Source organism: Ruegeria sp. BB5, from assembly GCF_056539405.1.
Window position 1 is genome coordinate 1,437,373 of record NZ_JBQFUX010000001.1, and the last position, 16,288, is coordinate 1,453,660.

Here is a 16,288-nt window from a genome sequence, read left to right on the forward strand (position 1 = left end):
GCGAGCCCAACGGTTCGCCATTTTTCGTTTCAGACAGGCTTAGTCAGTAAAGACGTATTCACCCAGATCGCACAGGTCTACGCCGTAATCCTCGGCGCTGGACCCGTCGGAAAACGCGCCGCGAATGTCATAGACGCAGGTGGTCAGACCGTCAGCAATCAACACGTCTGCTTCGTATCCCGGCGCGATGTAATCGCCTTGCAGCAAGTTTGCTTCCCATTCATTGGACGCACTTGCCGAGACATTGAATTCGACCAGATCGACGCTGCTTTCATTACCCAGCAAAAATACCAGATCCTCGGCGAAGGCGGTCGACGCGAACAGCGACGCCAGAACGATCGGCGCAGCAAAGAACTTCTTCATTAGTGTTTCCCTGATTTATTGCCCAACACCACTCGGTTGGTACTGCCCGTCATAACGACGCAATATCATCGGTCAATCGGCAATCACCCACGGTCAGAGTGGTGGTCGTAGCGCAAGACTCAGTTGCAACAAATTCTTGTCAGAAGGAGCGGGTCAATTGGACAGACGGGTCCATTTCTGGTGCCCGCACACAACATGCTCGCATCCGCGCACGGTCAGAGTGTCTCCGCTCAGCGTCATTTGCGGCACCACATCCACATTGACCATGGGAATCCAGAAATCACCACCGCCATATTTGCCGCCCCCTTCGCTGGCCACATCCCAGAATAACTTTTTGCCGATGTTGGGGGTCTGCACCTCTTTCCCAGATTTGTCATAGGCCGATTGAATCTGACCACAGAACTTGTCTCCGCAGGCAGATATCTGGATATGCGAAATCAGGTTCTTGCGATCCGGTTCGGTTTTCCAGACACCGACAATGGGATCAGCCGCCGCCATCACTGGCATGAGCACGGCAATAACGACCAGAACAACAGAGGTTCTTTTCAATCTGCGCATCAAAACAACTCCTCCAAAAACCCATTCAGTATATCACATAGTCCAGTCGGAGGCCGGTTTCGGTTCAGGCAGCCTGCGCATCCGATTGCTGACGGCTCCACAGCTGCGCATAACGACCCTCGCGTTGCAGCAGCTCATCATGGGTGCCCTGCTCCAATATCTCGCCTTGCTCCAAAACAACGATACGGTCGGCCTCGGCGATGGTGCTGAGACGATGCGCGATGGTCAGAACCGTACGCCCCTCTCCGGCCCGCGCCAAAGCATCCTTGATGTCCTGCTCGGTGTCAGTATCCAGTGCCGAGGTCGCCTCATCCAGCAACAGGATCGGGGGATTTTTCAACAGCGTGCGCGCAATGCCGACACGCTGTTTTTCACCGCCGGACAGTTTCAGCCCACGCTCACCAACCTTGGTGTCATACCCTTCGGGCAGCATTACAATGAATTCGTGAATCTGGGCTGCCTTGGCTGCGGCTTCGACCTCTTCTTGAGTGGCGCCATCGCGGCCATAGGCGATGTTGTAGCGGATCGTGTCGTTGAACAGCACCGTATCCTGTGGCACCACACCGATGGCGGCATGCAGACTGTTCAGGGTCACGTCGCGCACATCCTGCCCGTCGATCCTCAGCGCTCCGCCAGTCACATCATAGAACCGGAACAGCAGCCGCCCGATGGTGGATTTACCCGAACCGGTGGCCCCGACAATAGCCACGGTCTGCCCCGCCGGAACGGTCAGTGAGATGCCTTTGAGGATTTCACGATCCGCATCATAACCAAACCGCACGTTGTCCAGCGTCACCTCACCGCCATTGATCGCAAGGTTCGGCGCGCAGGGCTTGTCTGTTACCTCGGTAGGTTGTTCCAGCAGATCAAACATCTGCCCCATATCGACCAGCGATTGACGGATTTCACGATACACCGTGCCCAGAAAGTTCAACGGCACGGTGATTTGGATCATGTAGGCGTTGACCATGACAAAATCACCCACGGTCAGCGTACCATTCTGCACACCGATGGCAGCCAAAACCATCACGCCGATCAGTCCGCAGGTGATCAGAAAAGACTGCCCGAAATTCAGGAAGGCCAGCGAATAAGCCGTTTTCAGCGCCGCGCCAGCATAGGCTTTCATCGAGACATCATAGCGTTCAGCTTCGCGCTGTTCAGCGTTGAAATATTTGACAGTTTCAAAGTTCAGTAGACTATCGATAGCGCGCTGGTTGGCCTCAGTATCTTGATCGTTCATCTCGCGCCGCAATTTAACGCGCCACTCAGTCACCGCGAAGGTGAACCAGATATAAAGCGCAATGGTCACCGCGACGACGACCAGATACCAGACATCGAACAGCCACATAAGGATGATCGCGACCAGTAGCAATTCCAGGATCAGCGGCCCGATGGAAAACAGCAGGAACCGCAACAGGAATTCCACGCCCTTCACCCCGCGCTCAATGATCCGGCTGAGACCGCCGGTTCGGCGGGTTACGTGATAGCGCATCGACAGTTGGTGGATGTGCTGGAAGGTTTCCAGCGCCAGCGCCCGCAACGCCCGTTGCCCGACCGGGGCAAAAGACGCGTCGCGGAGCTGCTGAAATCCCACGGTCATCATCCGTGCAACACCGTAGGCTACGGTTAATCCTACCGCACCCAGCGCCAGTGGCGGCACGCCTTCGCCCGCCAGACCGTCGACCGCGCCCTTGTACAAAATTGGCGTGTACACCGCGATTAGCTTGGCCAGAACCAACATTCCCATTGCCAACACAACACGGCGTTTGACCCAAGGTTCGTCCTCGGGCCAGAGGTATGGTGATACCTTGCGGATCGTGCGCCAACCTGAGCGGCGCTCGTTCGTTTCTGGCGTATCGTCTGAATGCATCGGGGCTGATCGTCTCATCACGTTCCTGGTCTGCGGTCAGAGATAGCCCCCCGCCCCCGCAGGGGCCAGAGGCTAAAGCTTATTCGGGGATCGTGAAGATCTGTCCGGGGTAGATCAGGTCCGGATCACGTATAGCAGCCCGGTTGGCCTCGAACAGCTTCACATAAAGAACACCGTCGCCAAACCGTTCGCGGGAAATGGCCCAGAGCGTGTCACCCTTCTGCACAGTGACCGACCGGATCGGTGGGGCATCCTCTGCTGCCTCGGGGCTATCCGTCGCCTCGGCGGCGCGCAGCACTTCGGTGGCCTCACGTTTGAATGGCGTTTCAATACGGCTAACGACGGTACCATCCGGTGCAACCTCGTCAGCGCGCAGGGTGTAGACGCCGGGTTCGACCCCGTCCAACTCGCTGCGCCATTTGCCGTCATCGGCCGGGGACAGATCATCGACCAGCCGGTTGTCCAAATACAGGCGCACAGCCGATCCATCCGGTACCCGGCCTGTCAGTTCAACCTCGCCAGCATCGGAATACCCAATGGTGTCGAGTGCGATCTGTTCCGGTTCCTGCGGTTGGCTTGTTGGACCTTGCACCAGTTCAACCCCGTCCTCCCCAGACCGCAGGATAGCGACCTGTTGGTCCGGCGTGTCCTCAGCCGGAGCCTCGGCAACCTGTTCCGTTTGATCTTCGGACGACGGCGCGTCAGTTTCAGCCGTTTCGGAAGAGGGCAAGTCAGTGGAAACTGTGTCGGTCGACGCCGCCTGATCCGTTTCGGTTGCCTGCGCCACTTCGGGTTCTTGCGTTGCATCGTCAGCAGTATCCGCGACAGAAACAGCGTCATCCGCAGCTTCAGGTTCGGGCAGTGCAGCAATCACGTAGTCGTCCGAGCGCACCGGTTGATCGCCCTGCGTCTCCAACGTCAAACCGCGCGCTGTATCGGCGAATGGAATCGAAACGAATTCGGCAAACTGACCGCTAGGATCGACCGTGAAACTATGCACCGCTTCTCCGTCCAGCAGCACGTTGACCTCGGAACCCGGTTCGGCAGAACCTGACAGAACCGTATTGCCGTCCGATTCAACAAAAATTTGATCCAACAGCGGTTTCACAGGCGGCTCAGCTTGGGCTGTCTCTTCCTCAGCCGGTGTTTCAGGCACCGCCTCTTCGGCAGCAGGTGGGGTCGCAGCCTCGACGCTTTGCTCATCTTCTGCGGCAGGTGGTGTGGAACTTTCGGCAGGTTGCTCAGCGGGCTCAGCGTTGTCCTCCTGGGTTTGAACTGCGACTTCGACCTCTGGTGCCGGTTCTTCCGAGTCCCCCCCGACCATACCGGACCAGTACAATCCACCCGCTCCGATTAAAACTGCGATACCGGCGATCACCCCCCAGGTGAAGGTGCCAGAGCTTCCGCTTCCCGACTCGGCGTTCATTCTTTTCCTTTCACTCCGCAGCGCAAGTGCCGTGCCTTCAACACATTCTGCGCGGCGGTTGAGCCAATCTATCAATCCCGCTATCAGGGGTCAAAAGCCCAGGCACAACCCCGGAGAGCGTTCACGATGTCTCAGAAATCTGTTTGTGTGTATTGCGGGTCACGCAATGGCGCAAATTCCGCCTATTCCGAAGCCGCAAGGGCCTTCGGAACGATGCTGGCACAAGAAGGCTGGCGTTTGGTCTATGGCGCCGGGGATGTCGGCCTGATGGGCGAAGTTGCCCGTGCTGCGCAATCCGCTGGCGGCGACACATTCGGAGTGATCCCCGTTCACCTGCTGAAACGCGAGGTCGGCAAAACCGACCTGACCCGCTTTGTGGTCACCGAAACGATGCACGAGCGCAAAAAGGTCATGATCATGAATGCAGATGCTGTGGTCGTGCTTCCGGGCGGCCCGGGGTCGCTGGATGAGCTGTTCGAGGCGCTGACATGGCGGCAGCTGGGCCTGCATGACAAACCCATTCTGGTCATGAACGTGGATGGTTACTGGGACGCGCTGCACGAGCTGGTGCAGCGCGTCATCGGTCAGGGGTTCGCGGATGAGTCGTTGGCGGATTACATCACTTGGGTTGATGATCCGGCCTCGGCGATGTCGACACTGCGCGGGTTCCTGACCTGACCGGTAGACGGACGGCTGAGACCACCCACCGGGGAATAAATCGGCTAAACTGCCGGGTTCAGGCGGCTGGTCAGAAGCTTTTCGACCTTGTGCATTGGGTGGTTGGTCAGGGTCTTGTCCACCTCGGCCACGACCTTGGCAAGTACCTCGCTGTGCAGGCGACGGCGCAACAGGCCCAGCACATGCGGGCTGGCAACCAGAACCAACCGATTGAAGGCCCCTTTCAATCCCTTACGGTTTAGAAGATTGGCAACATCCTGCACGAAAAGGGATTTGGCGTGGGTTTTCCAGTTCGGCTCTTCAACCGACGATTTCTGGTTCGGCCCGGTATCAAAGCGCCGCCCGGCCCGGTCGGTGGGTCGGCTAACCCCATCCTGTTCTTCCACCGAAACAACCACCAGATTGGGGTCTTCGGCATCGGTGATGTTCTCGACGAACAACGCCTTTTCCCCATCGGCAATAACAACCCAGGTTCCCTGTTCAAGTGCGACCATCGTGATCTCCTGTCATGTTTCTACGGCCATCCCTCAATTAACAGGCATAGGTTTACCCTGACGCAACCAAAGGTTTCCGGCGCGTTGCCTGTGCATTTTCATATGGTTAGCGGTTCTCTCCCTCCGCCACACCCAAGGTAGGCACTGCGAGGTTGCGTGCAAACCCGTCTCAGTATGAAACTTTGTTCATAGGCGGGTTTTCTCCTGTCAGGCTGACAGTTCGATCACTGTGATTTCGGGCGTTACACCAAAACGAACGGGCAGGATCGAACACCCGATCCCACCAGACACGACCAAATCGCGTCCGTCTTCGTGTACATGCCCATAGGCATAACGATTTCCGTACTTGGACGGCACCACCGGCGACCAACCAAACAGCCGCACCTGCCCACCATGCGTGTGGCCGGACAAAGTCAGCGCTACATTTTCCGGGATGTCGGGAAAGATATCAGGCTCATGCGCCATCATTACCACGGGCGCGTCGTCGGTCACTTGCGCCATGGTTCCCGGCAGATCATCCAGACCCACAAGCTTGCCATTGCGTCTGAAGGCAAGCTGATCCTCAAGCCCGGCCAGCCAGATGCCCAAATCGTCCAGGCGCATTGCCTCGTTGGACAGCACTTTGATGCCCTGCCCCTGAAACGCGGTGGCGAATTTGTTCGGCCCACCGCCACGCCGTTGGGCATCCTCATCATCCCACCAGTCGTGGTTTCCGAGAACAGCATAAACTCCGCTGCGCGCCTCAAGCTGTCCAAGAACCGGAGCCAGATCTTCAGCTTCGACTTTAGCGGTGATGCCGTCGTAGTGGCCCGCATAATCCCCCAACAGCAAGATCAGATCGGGGGCCAGTGCATTGGTACGCCGCACTACCTGCCGGACACGATCAAGGCCGACATAAGGCTCACCAACGTGCAGATCGGACAGAACCGCGATCCGTAGCGGCTGCGCTGTCCAATCCTTGCGCCGCACGCGCCACTTGCGCACGCGCAATCGCAGCGAGGGCTCGATAAAAAACCCATAGGCTGCAACAAACAGGCCTGCCAGCGTGGTCGCCAGCAGGCCCTTTATGAACCTTCTGCGGTTCAAGGATTACATCCGCGATGCAACGTTTTCCCAGTTCACCAGATTGTCGAGGAAGTTCGACAGGTAAGCCGGGCGTTTGTTGCGGAAATCGATGTAATACGAGTGCTCCCAGACGTCACAACCCAGCAGCGCTGTCTGACCAAAACACAACGGGTTCACGCCGTTTTCAGTCTTGGTTACAGCCAGCGAACCGTCCGCGTTCTTGACCAGCCACGCCCAGCCCGAACCGAACTGACCAGCACCAGCAGCGCTGAACTGCGACTTGAATTCGTCAACCGAGCCAAAGCTCTCGGTCAGGGCTTTTTCCAACTCACCAGGCATGGCGTTGCCTCCGGGGCCCATCATTTCCCAGAACTGGTTGTGGTTCCACAGTTGGCTGATGTTGTTGAAGATGCCGTTCTGCGCGACTGCGTTTGCGTCGTAGGTGCCAACGATGATCTCTTCCAGCGATTTGCCGTCCCACTCGGTTCCGGCGATCAGCTTGTTGCCGTTGTCGACATATGCCTTGTGGTGCAGATCGTGGTGATATTCCAGCGTTTCTGCGGACATTCCCTTGGCTGCCAGCGCGTCATGTGCATAAGGAAGATCAGGAAGTTCAAAAGCCATGTCGGCCCCCTGTTATAAATGTAAGTTGCGGTTCCCAAGGTTAAATGCTTTGACAGTCGCCATAGGTCAAGGCCCGTGACAATAAAACCCGGAGGTCCGCGATGCTGACGCAGGCGCGCAAGATGTTTTACCGCGCCCGCGGGTACTATGCAGGCAGCCTGAATGGCGAGCCGTTTCATCTGGACCCCTATCATTCGAAATTCTGGCGCAAAGCCTCAGCCGGTGCGTGGGAGCCCGAAACTTTCGCCATTCTCGACGAATATCTCTCGTCCGACAGCGACTATCTGGATATCGGCGCCTGGATCGGCCCCACCGTGCTTTACGGTGCCCGCCGCGCCCGGCACGTGTGGTGTTTTGAGCCCGATCCGACTGCATTTAGGTATCTGGCGTGGAATCTGGACCTGAACGAAATCCACAACGTGTCGGCCTTTGGGGTGGCGCTGTCCAACCAGTTCGGCGTGGCCCGCATGGCCTCGGTACGCGGCGAGCCGGGCGATTCTACCAGTTCCTTACTGCATGACGGCAAGCATGGCAGCGACGCCCTGACAATTGCATGGGATCAGTTTGAGGCCGCAAATGACCTGTCCGGCGTATCTCTGGTCAAAATGGATATCGAAGGGGCCGAATATTTCGTATTGCCCACTCTGATTGCCTGGTTGAAGAAACAGCGCCCCGCCCTGCTGCTATCACTGCACGCCCCGCTGTTGGCAACGGATAATCGATTGGAGAAGACGAAAAACCTGTTGGATCTTTTGGGTTTCTATTCCGCGGTCGCTGACGAAAACTCCCAACCAATTACAGCGGAACAACTATTGAATCCGAACGCTCTTGCGCAATACAAAACACTGTTGTTGCGCAATTGACATTATCCCAAAAACGTTCTGAATAACTGCCTGGAACCTCTTGTTCTTTCTGCCCGTTTTTGAAATTTCCTGTACCCGGATACAAGGAAATCGGGAAAATATGAAATATCTCAGCATTGTTGCTTTGGCCGCATTTTTTGCACACGGCGCCATGGCGGAAACAGTTACCTACAATTGCAAAATGACCAAACAGGACAGCCACGGCTGGATCGCGCGGAGCTATGCCTTTCAAGTGGACGCCGAAGACGGCTGGGCAAAGGTAGCGAGCAGACCTGAATGGATCGACACTAAATACAAAAGCCGTGGCAACAAGGGTGTTCGGATGGTCTGGACCGAAACACGCCGCGCTTCTGCCGGTGGTAATTTGCGTGTCAAGTATCAGGCAAACCTAAATCCCGCTGATAACAGCCTCAAAGTTCGTATGTCTTTCGTCAGTACAAACGCCGCTAACAAACCTTACGGTCTTGGCACTTGCAGCGTTGAAAGTTAAAAAAAATCCCCGGAATTTCCGGGGATTTTCTTTTTTCGAGTACACAAAACCAGCGAGCTTGCAGAACTCAGGAAGCGTAAAGCGACTCGATCGTGTTTACTGAACACTCCCCAAAACCCGATGGCCGGTTCAGCACATTGGCTTGCGGAAATCTTGCGATCATGTCCAGGCGCTGTTTTTCCGGGTTCAGTGTGGCTGTATAACTTACATACGCAAGCCCGCTATTTCTGGCGGGAATTTTCATTTTCCACATGAGCCTGTATTCGCCCTTGCGGGTTGTTTTGAATTTCACATCTTTGGGCTGCTTATCCTCATAGTGATGAATGTAGGCGTCATAAGCCCGCGCACGCTTGTTTTCCGCATCAACACTCAGGATCACACGCTCGGCGATCCATCCTTCTTCCATCCGGTGCAAGTTGCAGTCATAGGTGACGACTTCAGCTTTCGCTGTGGTTGCAGCCAAGGTCAAAGCCAAGGCGGCTATCGCTTTCTTCATCTTCTTACGCTTTCAAGTTTTACCAATAACACTATAGCTTGCAGCCTTATCCCACTTAAAATTCAATACAATCTTAAGGGGAGACTGCCTTTGCACCTCTCTCATAAAAGGGCATCGAAATGTTGCGCAAGATGAAAAAGAAAATAGCCGCCTTTTTTGGGAAAGGCGGCTGTTATTTGTAACTTTTCTGCGGGGTTTATGAGGTCAATAAAACCCAACCTCACTGCCTGGCTGCGCCGCAACCTTGAGCAGTTTGAACACGTAATCCGCAGCCGACCGGAAACAGACAACACGGAAGGTCTCGGCGTCGTCCATCCAGAACGCCCCTGCCACCTGCGCCAAGCGCGAGCGGCGAATTTGGCCAGGCTGGAACGCCTCGACCGACAGATCGACCGGGGCCAATTTGCCAACCACCTCGCGCGCGCCGGCGCCCGAGATGCGGAACACGGCCCGCGCGTCCGAGACATTGACCGCCAACGCGTGTGTGCCGCTAAGCGCATTTGCCATTGCGGCCAACTTGGCCTCCACCTCGGCATACGGCACTAGCACCAGCAATTCGTCCGTGGACATCCAGCAAACGCCGGTGTCGCCATTGATCAGAGATTCACGCTGGCCGGGTACTTTCTGGCCTGTGGCATCCTTGACCGCTTTGACCAGCACCTTATCGGACAGGTCGCCCCGCAGGGTGATCATACCCTGCAGGCCACATTCCTCGACTTTGACAATACCGTCATAGCTGGCGTGATTCAGTGCGCTAATGGGTTCAGACATTCTGCTTCTCCCCGTCTTTGTCATAGAAGATCGGGTCCACGATCTTGGCTTTATAGGTTTTGCCGTCGGTACCCGGGAACTCGACGATCTCACCCATCCGGTCGGGTCCGTGCTTGATCAAGCCCATGGCGATGCCTTTGCCCAGATTGGCCGAGTAATAGGTCGAGGTAACGCGACCGATCATATTACGCTGACCGTTGGCGTTGACGCCGTCGCCTACTGCGTAAGCACCGTCGGGAATAACGGAACCATCCACAGTCTCAAGCCCCACCAGTTTCCAGCGGTCCGGATCGGCCATATGGGTGCGCGAATGGGCGCGTTTGCCGAGGTAGTCCTCTTTCTTCTTGGACAGGGCCCAGTGCAGCCCCAGATCTTGGGGGATCACGGTGCCATCGGTCTCATCCCCGATCATGATAAAGCCCTTCTCGGCCCGCAGGATGTGCAGACATTCGGTGCCATAAGGCATCACTCCGAACTCCTGCCCTGCCTCGACCAGAGCATCCCAGAACGCCTGCCCCTGCGAGGCAGGAACGGCGATCTCATAGGACAGCTCGCCCGAAAACGAGATGCGATAGGCACGGCAGTCGAAGTCGCCGATTTTGCCATCGCGCCACTCCATGAACGGCAGCGCCTCTTTGGACACATCCATGCCGCCCAGCTTCTCCAATACCTTGCGGGCGTTGGGGCCGACAACGGCCACCTGAGCGTATTGCTCCGTCACGTTGGCGACATAAACTTTCCAGTCCCACCATTCGGTCTGCAGCCATTCTTCCATATGGCCGTGGATACGTTCCGCTCCGCCGGTGGTTGTGTGGCACAGCCATGTGTCCTCATCGATGCGGGCAACAACGCCGTCGTCGATCAGAAAGCCGTTTTCCGAGCACATCAGGCCATAGCGGCATTTGCCGACCTTCAGCGTGGACATCATGTTAGTGTACATCATGTCCAGGAACTTGCCTGCGTCCGGGCCTTTGACGATCAGCTTGCCCAGCGTCGATGCGTCCAGCAGGCCGAGGTTTTCGCGCGTGTTCTTGACCTCGCGATTCACCGCGTCATGTACGGATTCACCGGGGCGGACATAAGCATAGGTCCGGCGCCAGTGGCCGACCGGCTCCCAATCGGCACCGTTTTTGTCGTGCCAGTCGTGCATCGGGGTTTGACGGATCGGTTGGAACACGTCGCCCCGCGCTTCGCCGCCAATCGACCCCATCGAAATCGGAGTATACGGTGGACGGAATGTGGTGGTACCGACTTTCGGAATCTCGGAGTCCAACGCATCAGCTAGGATCGCCAGGCCGTTGATATTGCTCAACTTACCCTGATCCGTCGCCATACCCAGCGTCGTGTAGCGCTTGGTGTGTTCAACGCTTTCATAGCCTTCACGCGCCGCCAGTTGGACGTCGGACACTTTGACGTCGTTCTGGAAATCCAGCCAGGACTTCATGCGCAGTTGAACCTCGGCATTGGCGGGCATCAGCCAGACCGGCTCCATCGCGGCCTCGGCCGTGGTTTCACCCTTCGGCGCGTCGGATGTCTTGGGTTTGAAACCCGCGCCATTGGCTGCGGCCTCACCTGCGGTTTGTGCGTCAGCCAGAACATCGCCCAGCGCCAGCGGGCCGTTGGCGGAACCGGCAGCTACGACAAAGCCCTCGCCGTTCGCGCCCAGCGGTGGACGTTCGGGGTCAGGACGAAAATGGGCGTTCGCGTCGTCCCAGATCAGTTTGCCACCGCAATGCGACCACAAATGAACGACCGGAGACCAACCACCCGACATGGCAACGGCATCGCACTCAACTTCTTCGCGAGCGCCACCGATACCTTCCTGATTGCAGATCGCGACCTTTTTGACGCGTTTGCCACCTTTGACTTTGGCGACGGCTTTTCCGGGGTCCACCCGGATACCGAGCTGACGCGCCTCTTCGGCCATCGGGCCTGCAGCGGCGCGTGCATCTATCACGCGCAGGACGTCCACTCCGGCCTGTTTCAGGATGATCGCGGTGCGATACCCATCGTCATTGTTGGTGGCAACGATCACGCGCTCGCCCGGGGTGACACCCCAGTTCACCACATAGTCGCGCATGGCCGAAGCGAGCATCACACCCGGAACATCGTTGCCCGCGAAAGACAGCGGACGTTCAATTGCACCGGTTGCGGTCACAACCTGCTTGGCACGGATGCGCCACAGGCGGTGGCGTGGGCCCTGAATTCCCGGAGTATGGTCAGTCAGACGCTCATATCCCAGCACATATCCGTGGTCATAGACACCCGCGCCCATGCAGCGCAATCGCATGGTAACGTTGTCCATTGTTTCCAGTTTGGAAACTAATTGATCCACGAACTTATCCACAGGTGCGCCATCAACGGTGCCACCATCGACCGGAGCGCGCCCTCCCCAATGGGCTGTCTGTTCGATCAGCATCACCTTGGCGCCGGACGCAGCCGCCGCCTTTGCGGCCTGCATACCGGCCACACCGCCGCCGATTACCAGAACATCGGTGAAGGCATAAAAATGCTCATAGGTGTCCGCGTCACGGTTGTCTTTGTCGGGCGCTTTACCCAAACCGGCCGACTGGCGGATGAACGGCTCATAAACGTGTTTCCAGAACGGCTTGGGGTGGATGAACATCTTGTAGTAGAAGCCAGCCGGCAGAAAGCGAGACAGATGCGTGTTCACCGCCCCGATGTCGAATTCAAGGTTCGGCCAGTGGTTCTGTGAAATCGCGGTCAGACCGTTGAACAACTCGGTCGTGGTGGCGCGCTGGTTCGGCTCGAACCGGTTGCCCTGCCCCAGACCGACCAGTGCGTTCGGCTCTTCCGCGCCGCTGGCGACAACGCCGCGCGGGCGGTGATACTTGAACGACCGGCCCATCATCATCTGATCATTGGCCAGCAGGGCCGAGGCGAGCGTATCGCCCTCGTACCCCTGCATCGAGGTGCCGTTGAAGGTAAAGGTGACCTGTTTCGACCGGTCAATCAGCCGGCCTTGTTTTGCGAGACGGGTGCTCATGTTGTGGACCTTTCGCAGGCGGAATTACGGGTGGTGACGCGGGTCATTCGAACTCTCTCCAAGTCCAGCCGGGGCGCTTGGCCGAGATGGCATCCTTGATCTCTTTCGGAGGTTCGGTGACCTGTGCGGAATACGTGCCAAACACCTCAAGCGTCTGGGTACAGCGCGCGGCGTGGAACCACTTGCCACAGCCATTTGCGTGGCGCCAGCGTTCCAAATGGACGCCTTTGGGGTTTTCGCGCATGAACAGGTAGTCGTGGAACTCGTCATCCGACGAGCCCGGACCGAAACGCTTCAGATGCGCCTCGCCACCAGCGGCCAGTTCGGTTTCTTCGGCGTCGACGCCGCAATACGGGCAATTCAGGATCAGCATGTGTTCATCCTTTTGGCGGTCGGTCGGCACAATGGCCGACCTGAATTCTGTTTGTGGGCAACCTCGAGCAGCGCCCTTAGTGCGCCACCCCGGCGGCAACGCTTTCGTCGATGAAGCGGCCCTCTTTGAAACGGTCTAGCGAAAACGCTTCGGTCAGCGGCGAATGACCGGTGGCCATCAACTGCGCCATCCCCCAGCCGGACCCCGGGATTGCCTTGAAGCCACCTGTGCCCCAACCACCGTTGATGAAGCAGCCTTGTAGCGGCGTCTTCGACAGGATGGGCGAGCGGTCACCGGTCATGTCCACGATACCACCCCACTGGCGCAGCATCTTCAGACGCGAAATCATCGGGAAGGTCTCGACCAACGCGCGGACGGTTTCCTCGATATGGTGGAAGGACCCGCGCTGAGTGAAGTTGTTATAGGCATCAGTACCGCCACCAATCACCATCTCACCCTTGTCGGACTGAGACATGTAACCGTGCACGGTGTTGGCCATCACGACCACGTCCATGCAAGGCTTGATCGGTTCAGATACCAGCGCTTGCAGGGCGATCGCCTCAAGCGGAAGACGGAAGCCTGCCATCTCGGCCAGCTGACCTGAATGGCCTGCGACCACGATGCCCAGCTTTTCGCAGTCAATCGCGCCTTTGGTGGTATCTACGCCAACGACACGGCCGTCCTGAGAACGCACACCTGTGACTTCGCATTGCTGGATGATGTCCATGCCCATGGCCGAACACGCGCGGGCATAGCCCCACGCCACAGCATCGTGCCGCGCGGTGCCGCCGCGTTCCTGCCACAGAGCCCCCAGGACCGGATAACGCGGACCGTCGATATTGATGATCGGAACCAGCTGTTTGACACGTTCGGGCTCAATCCACTCCGTCTGCACGCCCTGCAGCGCATTGGCATGGGCGGTGCGCTGATAACCGCGGATTTCGTGCTGTGTCTGCGCCAGCATCATCACACCGCGGGGGCTGAACATGATGTTATAGTTCAGGTCCTGGCTCAGGTCCTCGTACAGACCACGCGCCTTTTCATAGATCGCCGCCGACGGGTCCTGCAGATAGTTCGACCGGATGATGGTCGTGTTGCGCCCGGTGTTGCCGCCGCCCAGCCAGCCTTTTTCGATCACGGCGACGTTCTGGATGCCGTAATTCTTGCCAAGATAATAGGCGGTCGCCAGACCATGCCCCCCTGCGCCGACGATTATCACGTCGTACCGCTTTTTCGGTTCGGGCGAGCGCCACGCGCGCTCCCATCCGGTGTGATAGCGCAGGGCCTCCCGCGCCACAGCAAAGGCTGAGTAGTGTTTCATGAGCGAATCCATCCGGTTCGGTGATTGGCGCAGATATGCCGTGCGCGAACACTTTACCCCTGCCGCACAGCGCCACAATATCGAACTATTGCGACATCCGCCCTTTTATTGCGACATGACGTCCTCTCGCGGCCATTTGTCCCTTTTGTCGCCCCGCCGAGAGGTCTAAGTCAGGGCAGCCATATCGGAGAAACCATGTCGTTCCTGGTCGTCACCATTCTAACCGCACTGCTGATTGCCCTGTTCCTGGGCTTTTCCCTGCTCCGCAGCCGCAAAACGCGTGAGCCTGCGGCGGCATATGATCTGCGTGTCTATCGCGAGCAGCTGGCGGGCGTGGACAAGGATCTGGCCCGAGGCGTTATCGGCGAGGCCGACGCAGACCGGGTCCGCACGGAAATCTCACGCCGCATTCTGGCCGCCGACGCGCAGATGCAGGCCGGGGTTGATCGCGCCGGACCTCCTCGCTGGGCCAGCGTTGCCGCCTTTGCTGTCATCGCGCTTGTCGTCGTGGGCGGTGCGATCTGGATGTATCGCCAGATGGGTGCCGCAGGGCTGCCGGATCAACCCTTGTCGCTGCGGCTGGAGCAAGCCGAAACTCTGCGTGCCGAACGCCCCAGCCAGGCCGAAGCCGAAGCAGCCGCCCCGCCCGCACAATTGCCGCAGCTGGATGAGAGTTATGCCAATCTTCTGAATCAGTTGCGCGAGACTGTTGCAGCACGCCCCGATGATCTGCAGGGCCATATCCTGCTGGCTCAACACGAGGCGAATGCAGGCAATTTTCCCGCCGCTTACGCAGCCCAGCAACGTGTGATCGAGCTGTCTGGCGACGATATCCCCGCCGATGCCTTTTCACATCTGGCCGAGATGATGATCCTGTCCGTGGGCGGCTATGTCTCGCCCGAGGCCGAAGAGGCATTGAGGCAGGCGCTGAAACGCGACCCGCGCCATGGGCCGGCGCAATACTATCTAGGGCAGATGATGGTGCAGATCGGACGCCCCGACGTTGGATACCGGGTCTGGGTCGATGCCCTCCGCGATGCCCCTGTCGGCGCGCCATGGGCCGAAGCCATTCGGGCCCAATTGGACGAGCTGGCTTTCCGCGCCGGGGTATTCAACGCGCCTGAAATACCTGCTGCCCCCGGCCCCAGTCAGGGTGACGTCGATGCCGCAGCCGAACTGACACCGGAAGAACGGCAAGAAATGATCAAGGGCATGGTCAACCAACTGTCTGAACGTCTGGCCTCTGAGGGCGGTTCACCCGAGGAATGGGCGCGTCTGATTGCAGCCCTTGGCGTGTTGGGCGAAGGTCAGCGGGCCATCGACATCAAGAACGAGGCTATGGAAGTCTTTGCCGGAAATGCCGATGCCATCGAACTGATCGACGCCGCCGCATTGCAGGCCGGAATTGCACAATGATTCACGACGCATTCGAAGAATTTGCTACCGCCCTGCCGCCGATGACCGCGCTGATGGGTCTGGATCTGGGCGAAAAAACCATCGGGGTCGCCGTCTCGGACCGGATGCGCGGTGTGGCCAGCCCGTTGGAGACCGTGCGGCGCAAAAAATTTACCCTGGATTCTGCGCGATTGCTGGAACTGATCGCTGACCGCGAGATTGGCGGTGTCATTCTGGGTCTGCCGAAAAACATGGACGGAACCGAAGGTCCCCGCTGCCAATCCACCCGCGCCTTTGCCCGAAACCTGTCGCGACTGACCGAAGTTTCCATCGGGTTCTGGGACGAACGGCTGAGCACGGTTGCGGCCGAAAAGGCACTGCTTGAGGCGGATACGACACGAAAACGTCGCGGACAGGTTATCGATCACGTCGCGGCGGGTTATATTCTGCAAGGGGCGCTGGACAGGCTGCGCTTTCTTTAGTTGCAACGGGAT

The 16,288-nt window shown here is 58.0% G+C and carries 18 protein-coding genes; 6 read left to right on the top strand and 12 right to left on the bottom strand.

Annotated elements, in window-relative coordinates:
* Nucleotides 1–39 precede the first annotated feature (39 nt).
* The 4 genes from ACR0DL_RS07155 to ACR0DL_RS07170 form a co-directional block, all read right to left on the bottom strand.
* Nucleotides 40–363 (bottom strand): hypothetical protein, encoded by a 324-nt coding sequence (locus ACR0DL_RS07155; RefSeq protein WP_170505489.1) that lies wholly within the window; start codon nt 361–363, stop codon nt 40–42.
* Nucleotides 364–516: 153 nt separating this feature from the next.
* A complete protein-coding gene (locus ACR0DL_RS07160) occupies nt 517–921 on the bottom strand; it encodes a DUF2147 domain-containing protein (RefSeq protein ID WP_170505486.1) in 405 nt (134 codons plus the stop codon).
* Nucleotides 922–985: 64 nt separating this feature from the next.
* Entirely contained in the window at nt 986–2,791 is a 1,806-nt protein-coding gene (locus tag ACR0DL_RS07165; protein ID WP_438826481.1) for an ABCB family ABC transporter ATP-binding protein/permease, read from the bottom strand.
* 79 nt (nt 2,792–2,870) lie between these two features.
* Nucleotides 2,871–4,217, bottom strand: a complete 1,347-nt coding sequence (locus ACR0DL_RS07170) for a LysM peptidoglycan-binding domain-containing protein (protein WP_480688276.1) — start codon at nt 4,215–4,217, stop codon at nt 2,871–2,873.
* 126 nt (nt 4,218–4,343) lie between these two features.
* On the opposite strand from ACR0DL_RS07170, the gene ACR0DL_RS07175 reads away from it, so the two are divergent.
* Complete coding sequence (locus tag ACR0DL_RS07175; protein ID WP_170359097.1) at nt 4,344–4,895, top strand: LOG family protein; 552 nt, start codon at nt 4,344–4,346, stop codon at nt 4,893–4,895.
* 44 nt (nt 4,896–4,939) lie between these two features.
* Here ACR0DL_RS07175 and ACR0DL_RS07180 read toward each other — a convergent pair whose 3' ends face one another.
* The 3 genes from ACR0DL_RS07180 to ACR0DL_RS07190 form a co-directional block, all read right to left on the bottom strand.
* Nucleotides 4,940–5,389, bottom strand: a complete 450-nt coding sequence (locus ACR0DL_RS07180) for a host attachment family protein (protein ID WP_170349125.1) — start codon at nt 5,387–5,389, stop codon at nt 4,940–4,942.
* Between the two features lie 207 nt (nt 5,390–5,596).
* Nucleotides 5,597–6,475, bottom strand: a complete 879-nt coding sequence (locus ACR0DL_RS07185) for a metallophosphoesterase (protein ID WP_170359101.1) — start codon at nt 6,473–6,475, stop codon at nt 5,597–5,599.
* Between the two features lie 3 nt (nt 6,476–6,478).
* Entirely contained in the window at nt 6,479–7,078 is a 600-nt protein-coding gene (locus ACR0DL_RS07190; protein ID WP_113789565.1) for a superoxide dismutase, read from the bottom strand.
* A gap of 101 nt (nt 7,079–7,179) precedes the next feature.
* Here ACR0DL_RS07190 and ACR0DL_RS07195 point away from each other — a divergent pair, with 101 nt between their 5' ends.
* Both ACR0DL_RS07195 and ACR0DL_RS07200 read left to right on the top strand, forming a co-directional pair.
* A complete protein-coding gene (locus ACR0DL_RS07195; RefSeq protein WP_480688278.1) occupies nt 7,180–7,941 on the top strand; it encodes an FkbM family methyltransferase in 762 nt (253 codons plus the stop codon).
* A 100-nt stretch (nt 7,942–8,041) separates the two neighbouring features.
* Nucleotides 8,042–8,431 carry a hypothetical protein gene (locus tag ACR0DL_RS07200; RefSeq protein ID WP_170396282.1) on the top strand — a complete coding sequence of 130 codons (390 nt, stop codon included), beginning with the start codon at nt 8,042–8,044 and terminating at the stop codon, nt 8,429–8,431.
* A gap of 67 nt (nt 8,432–8,498) precedes the next feature.
* Here the strand turns inward: ACR0DL_RS07200 and ACR0DL_RS07205 are convergent, their stop codons facing one another.
* From ACR0DL_RS07205 to ACR0DL_RS07225, 5 genes are all read right to left on the bottom strand, one after another.
* A complete protein-coding gene (locus ACR0DL_RS07205) occupies nt 8,499–8,927 on the bottom strand; it encodes a hypothetical protein (RefSeq protein WP_170410341.1) in 429 nt (142 codons plus the stop codon).
* A gap of 204 nt (nt 8,928–9,131) precedes the next feature.
* Nucleotides 9,132–9,698, bottom strand: coding sequence for a sarcosine oxidase subunit gamma (locus ACR0DL_RS07210; RefSeq protein ID WP_480688280.1), 567 nt, complete (start codon nt 9,696–9,698; stop codon nt 9,132–9,134).
* The gene (locus ACR0DL_RS07215) at nt 9,691–12,705 is read right to left on the bottom strand and encodes a sarcosine oxidase subunit alpha family protein (protein WP_480688282.1); all 3,015 of its coding nucleotides are present in this window, start codon (nt 12,703–12,705) and stop codon (nt 9,691–9,693) included. Before ACR0DL_RS07215 ends, ACR0DL_RS07210 begins: the two co-directional genes overlap by 8 nt.
* 43 nt (nt 12,706–12,748) lie before the next feature.
* Entirely contained in the window at nt 12,749–13,078 is a 330-nt protein-coding gene (locus ACR0DL_RS07220) for a sarcosine oxidase subunit delta (protein WP_170349132.1), read from the bottom strand.
* A gap of 76 nt (nt 13,079–13,154) precedes the next feature.
* Nucleotides 13,155–14,399 carry a sarcosine oxidase subunit beta family protein gene (locus tag ACR0DL_RS07225; protein ID WP_170375896.1) on the bottom strand — a complete coding sequence of 415 codons (1,245 nt, stop codon included), beginning with the start codon at nt 14,397–14,399 and terminating at the stop codon, nt 13,155–13,157.
* On the opposite strand from ACR0DL_RS07225, the gene ACR0DL_RS07230 reads away from it, so the two are divergent.
* From ACR0DL_RS07230 to ruvX, 3 genes are read left to right on the top strand one after another with little or no spacing between them, the layout of a single operon-like run.
* The gene (locus ACR0DL_RS07230) at nt 14,398–14,568 is read left to right on the top strand and encodes a hypothetical protein (protein WP_170349134.1); all 171 of its coding nucleotides are present in this window, start codon (nt 14,398–14,400) and stop codon (nt 14,566–14,568) included. The two genes, ACR0DL_RS07225 and ACR0DL_RS07230, sit on opposite strands and share 2 nt — an antisense overlap.
* A gap of 26 nt (nt 14,569–14,594) precedes the next feature.
* Entirely contained in the window at nt 14,595–15,815 is a 1,221-nt protein-coding gene (gene ccmI / locus ACR0DL_RS07235) for a c-type cytochrome biogenesis protein CcmI (protein ID WP_480688284.1), read from the top strand.
* Nucleotides 15,812–16,276 (top strand): Holliday junction resolvase RuvX, encoded by a 465-nt coding sequence (gene ruvX, locus ACR0DL_RS07240; RefSeq protein ID WP_425080410.1) that lies wholly within the window; start codon nt 15,812–15,814, stop codon nt 16,274–16,276. The genes ccmI and ruvX overlap by 4 nt, the downstream gene beginning before the upstream one ends.
* The last annotated feature ends 12 nt before the right edge of the window (nt 16,277–16,288 follow it).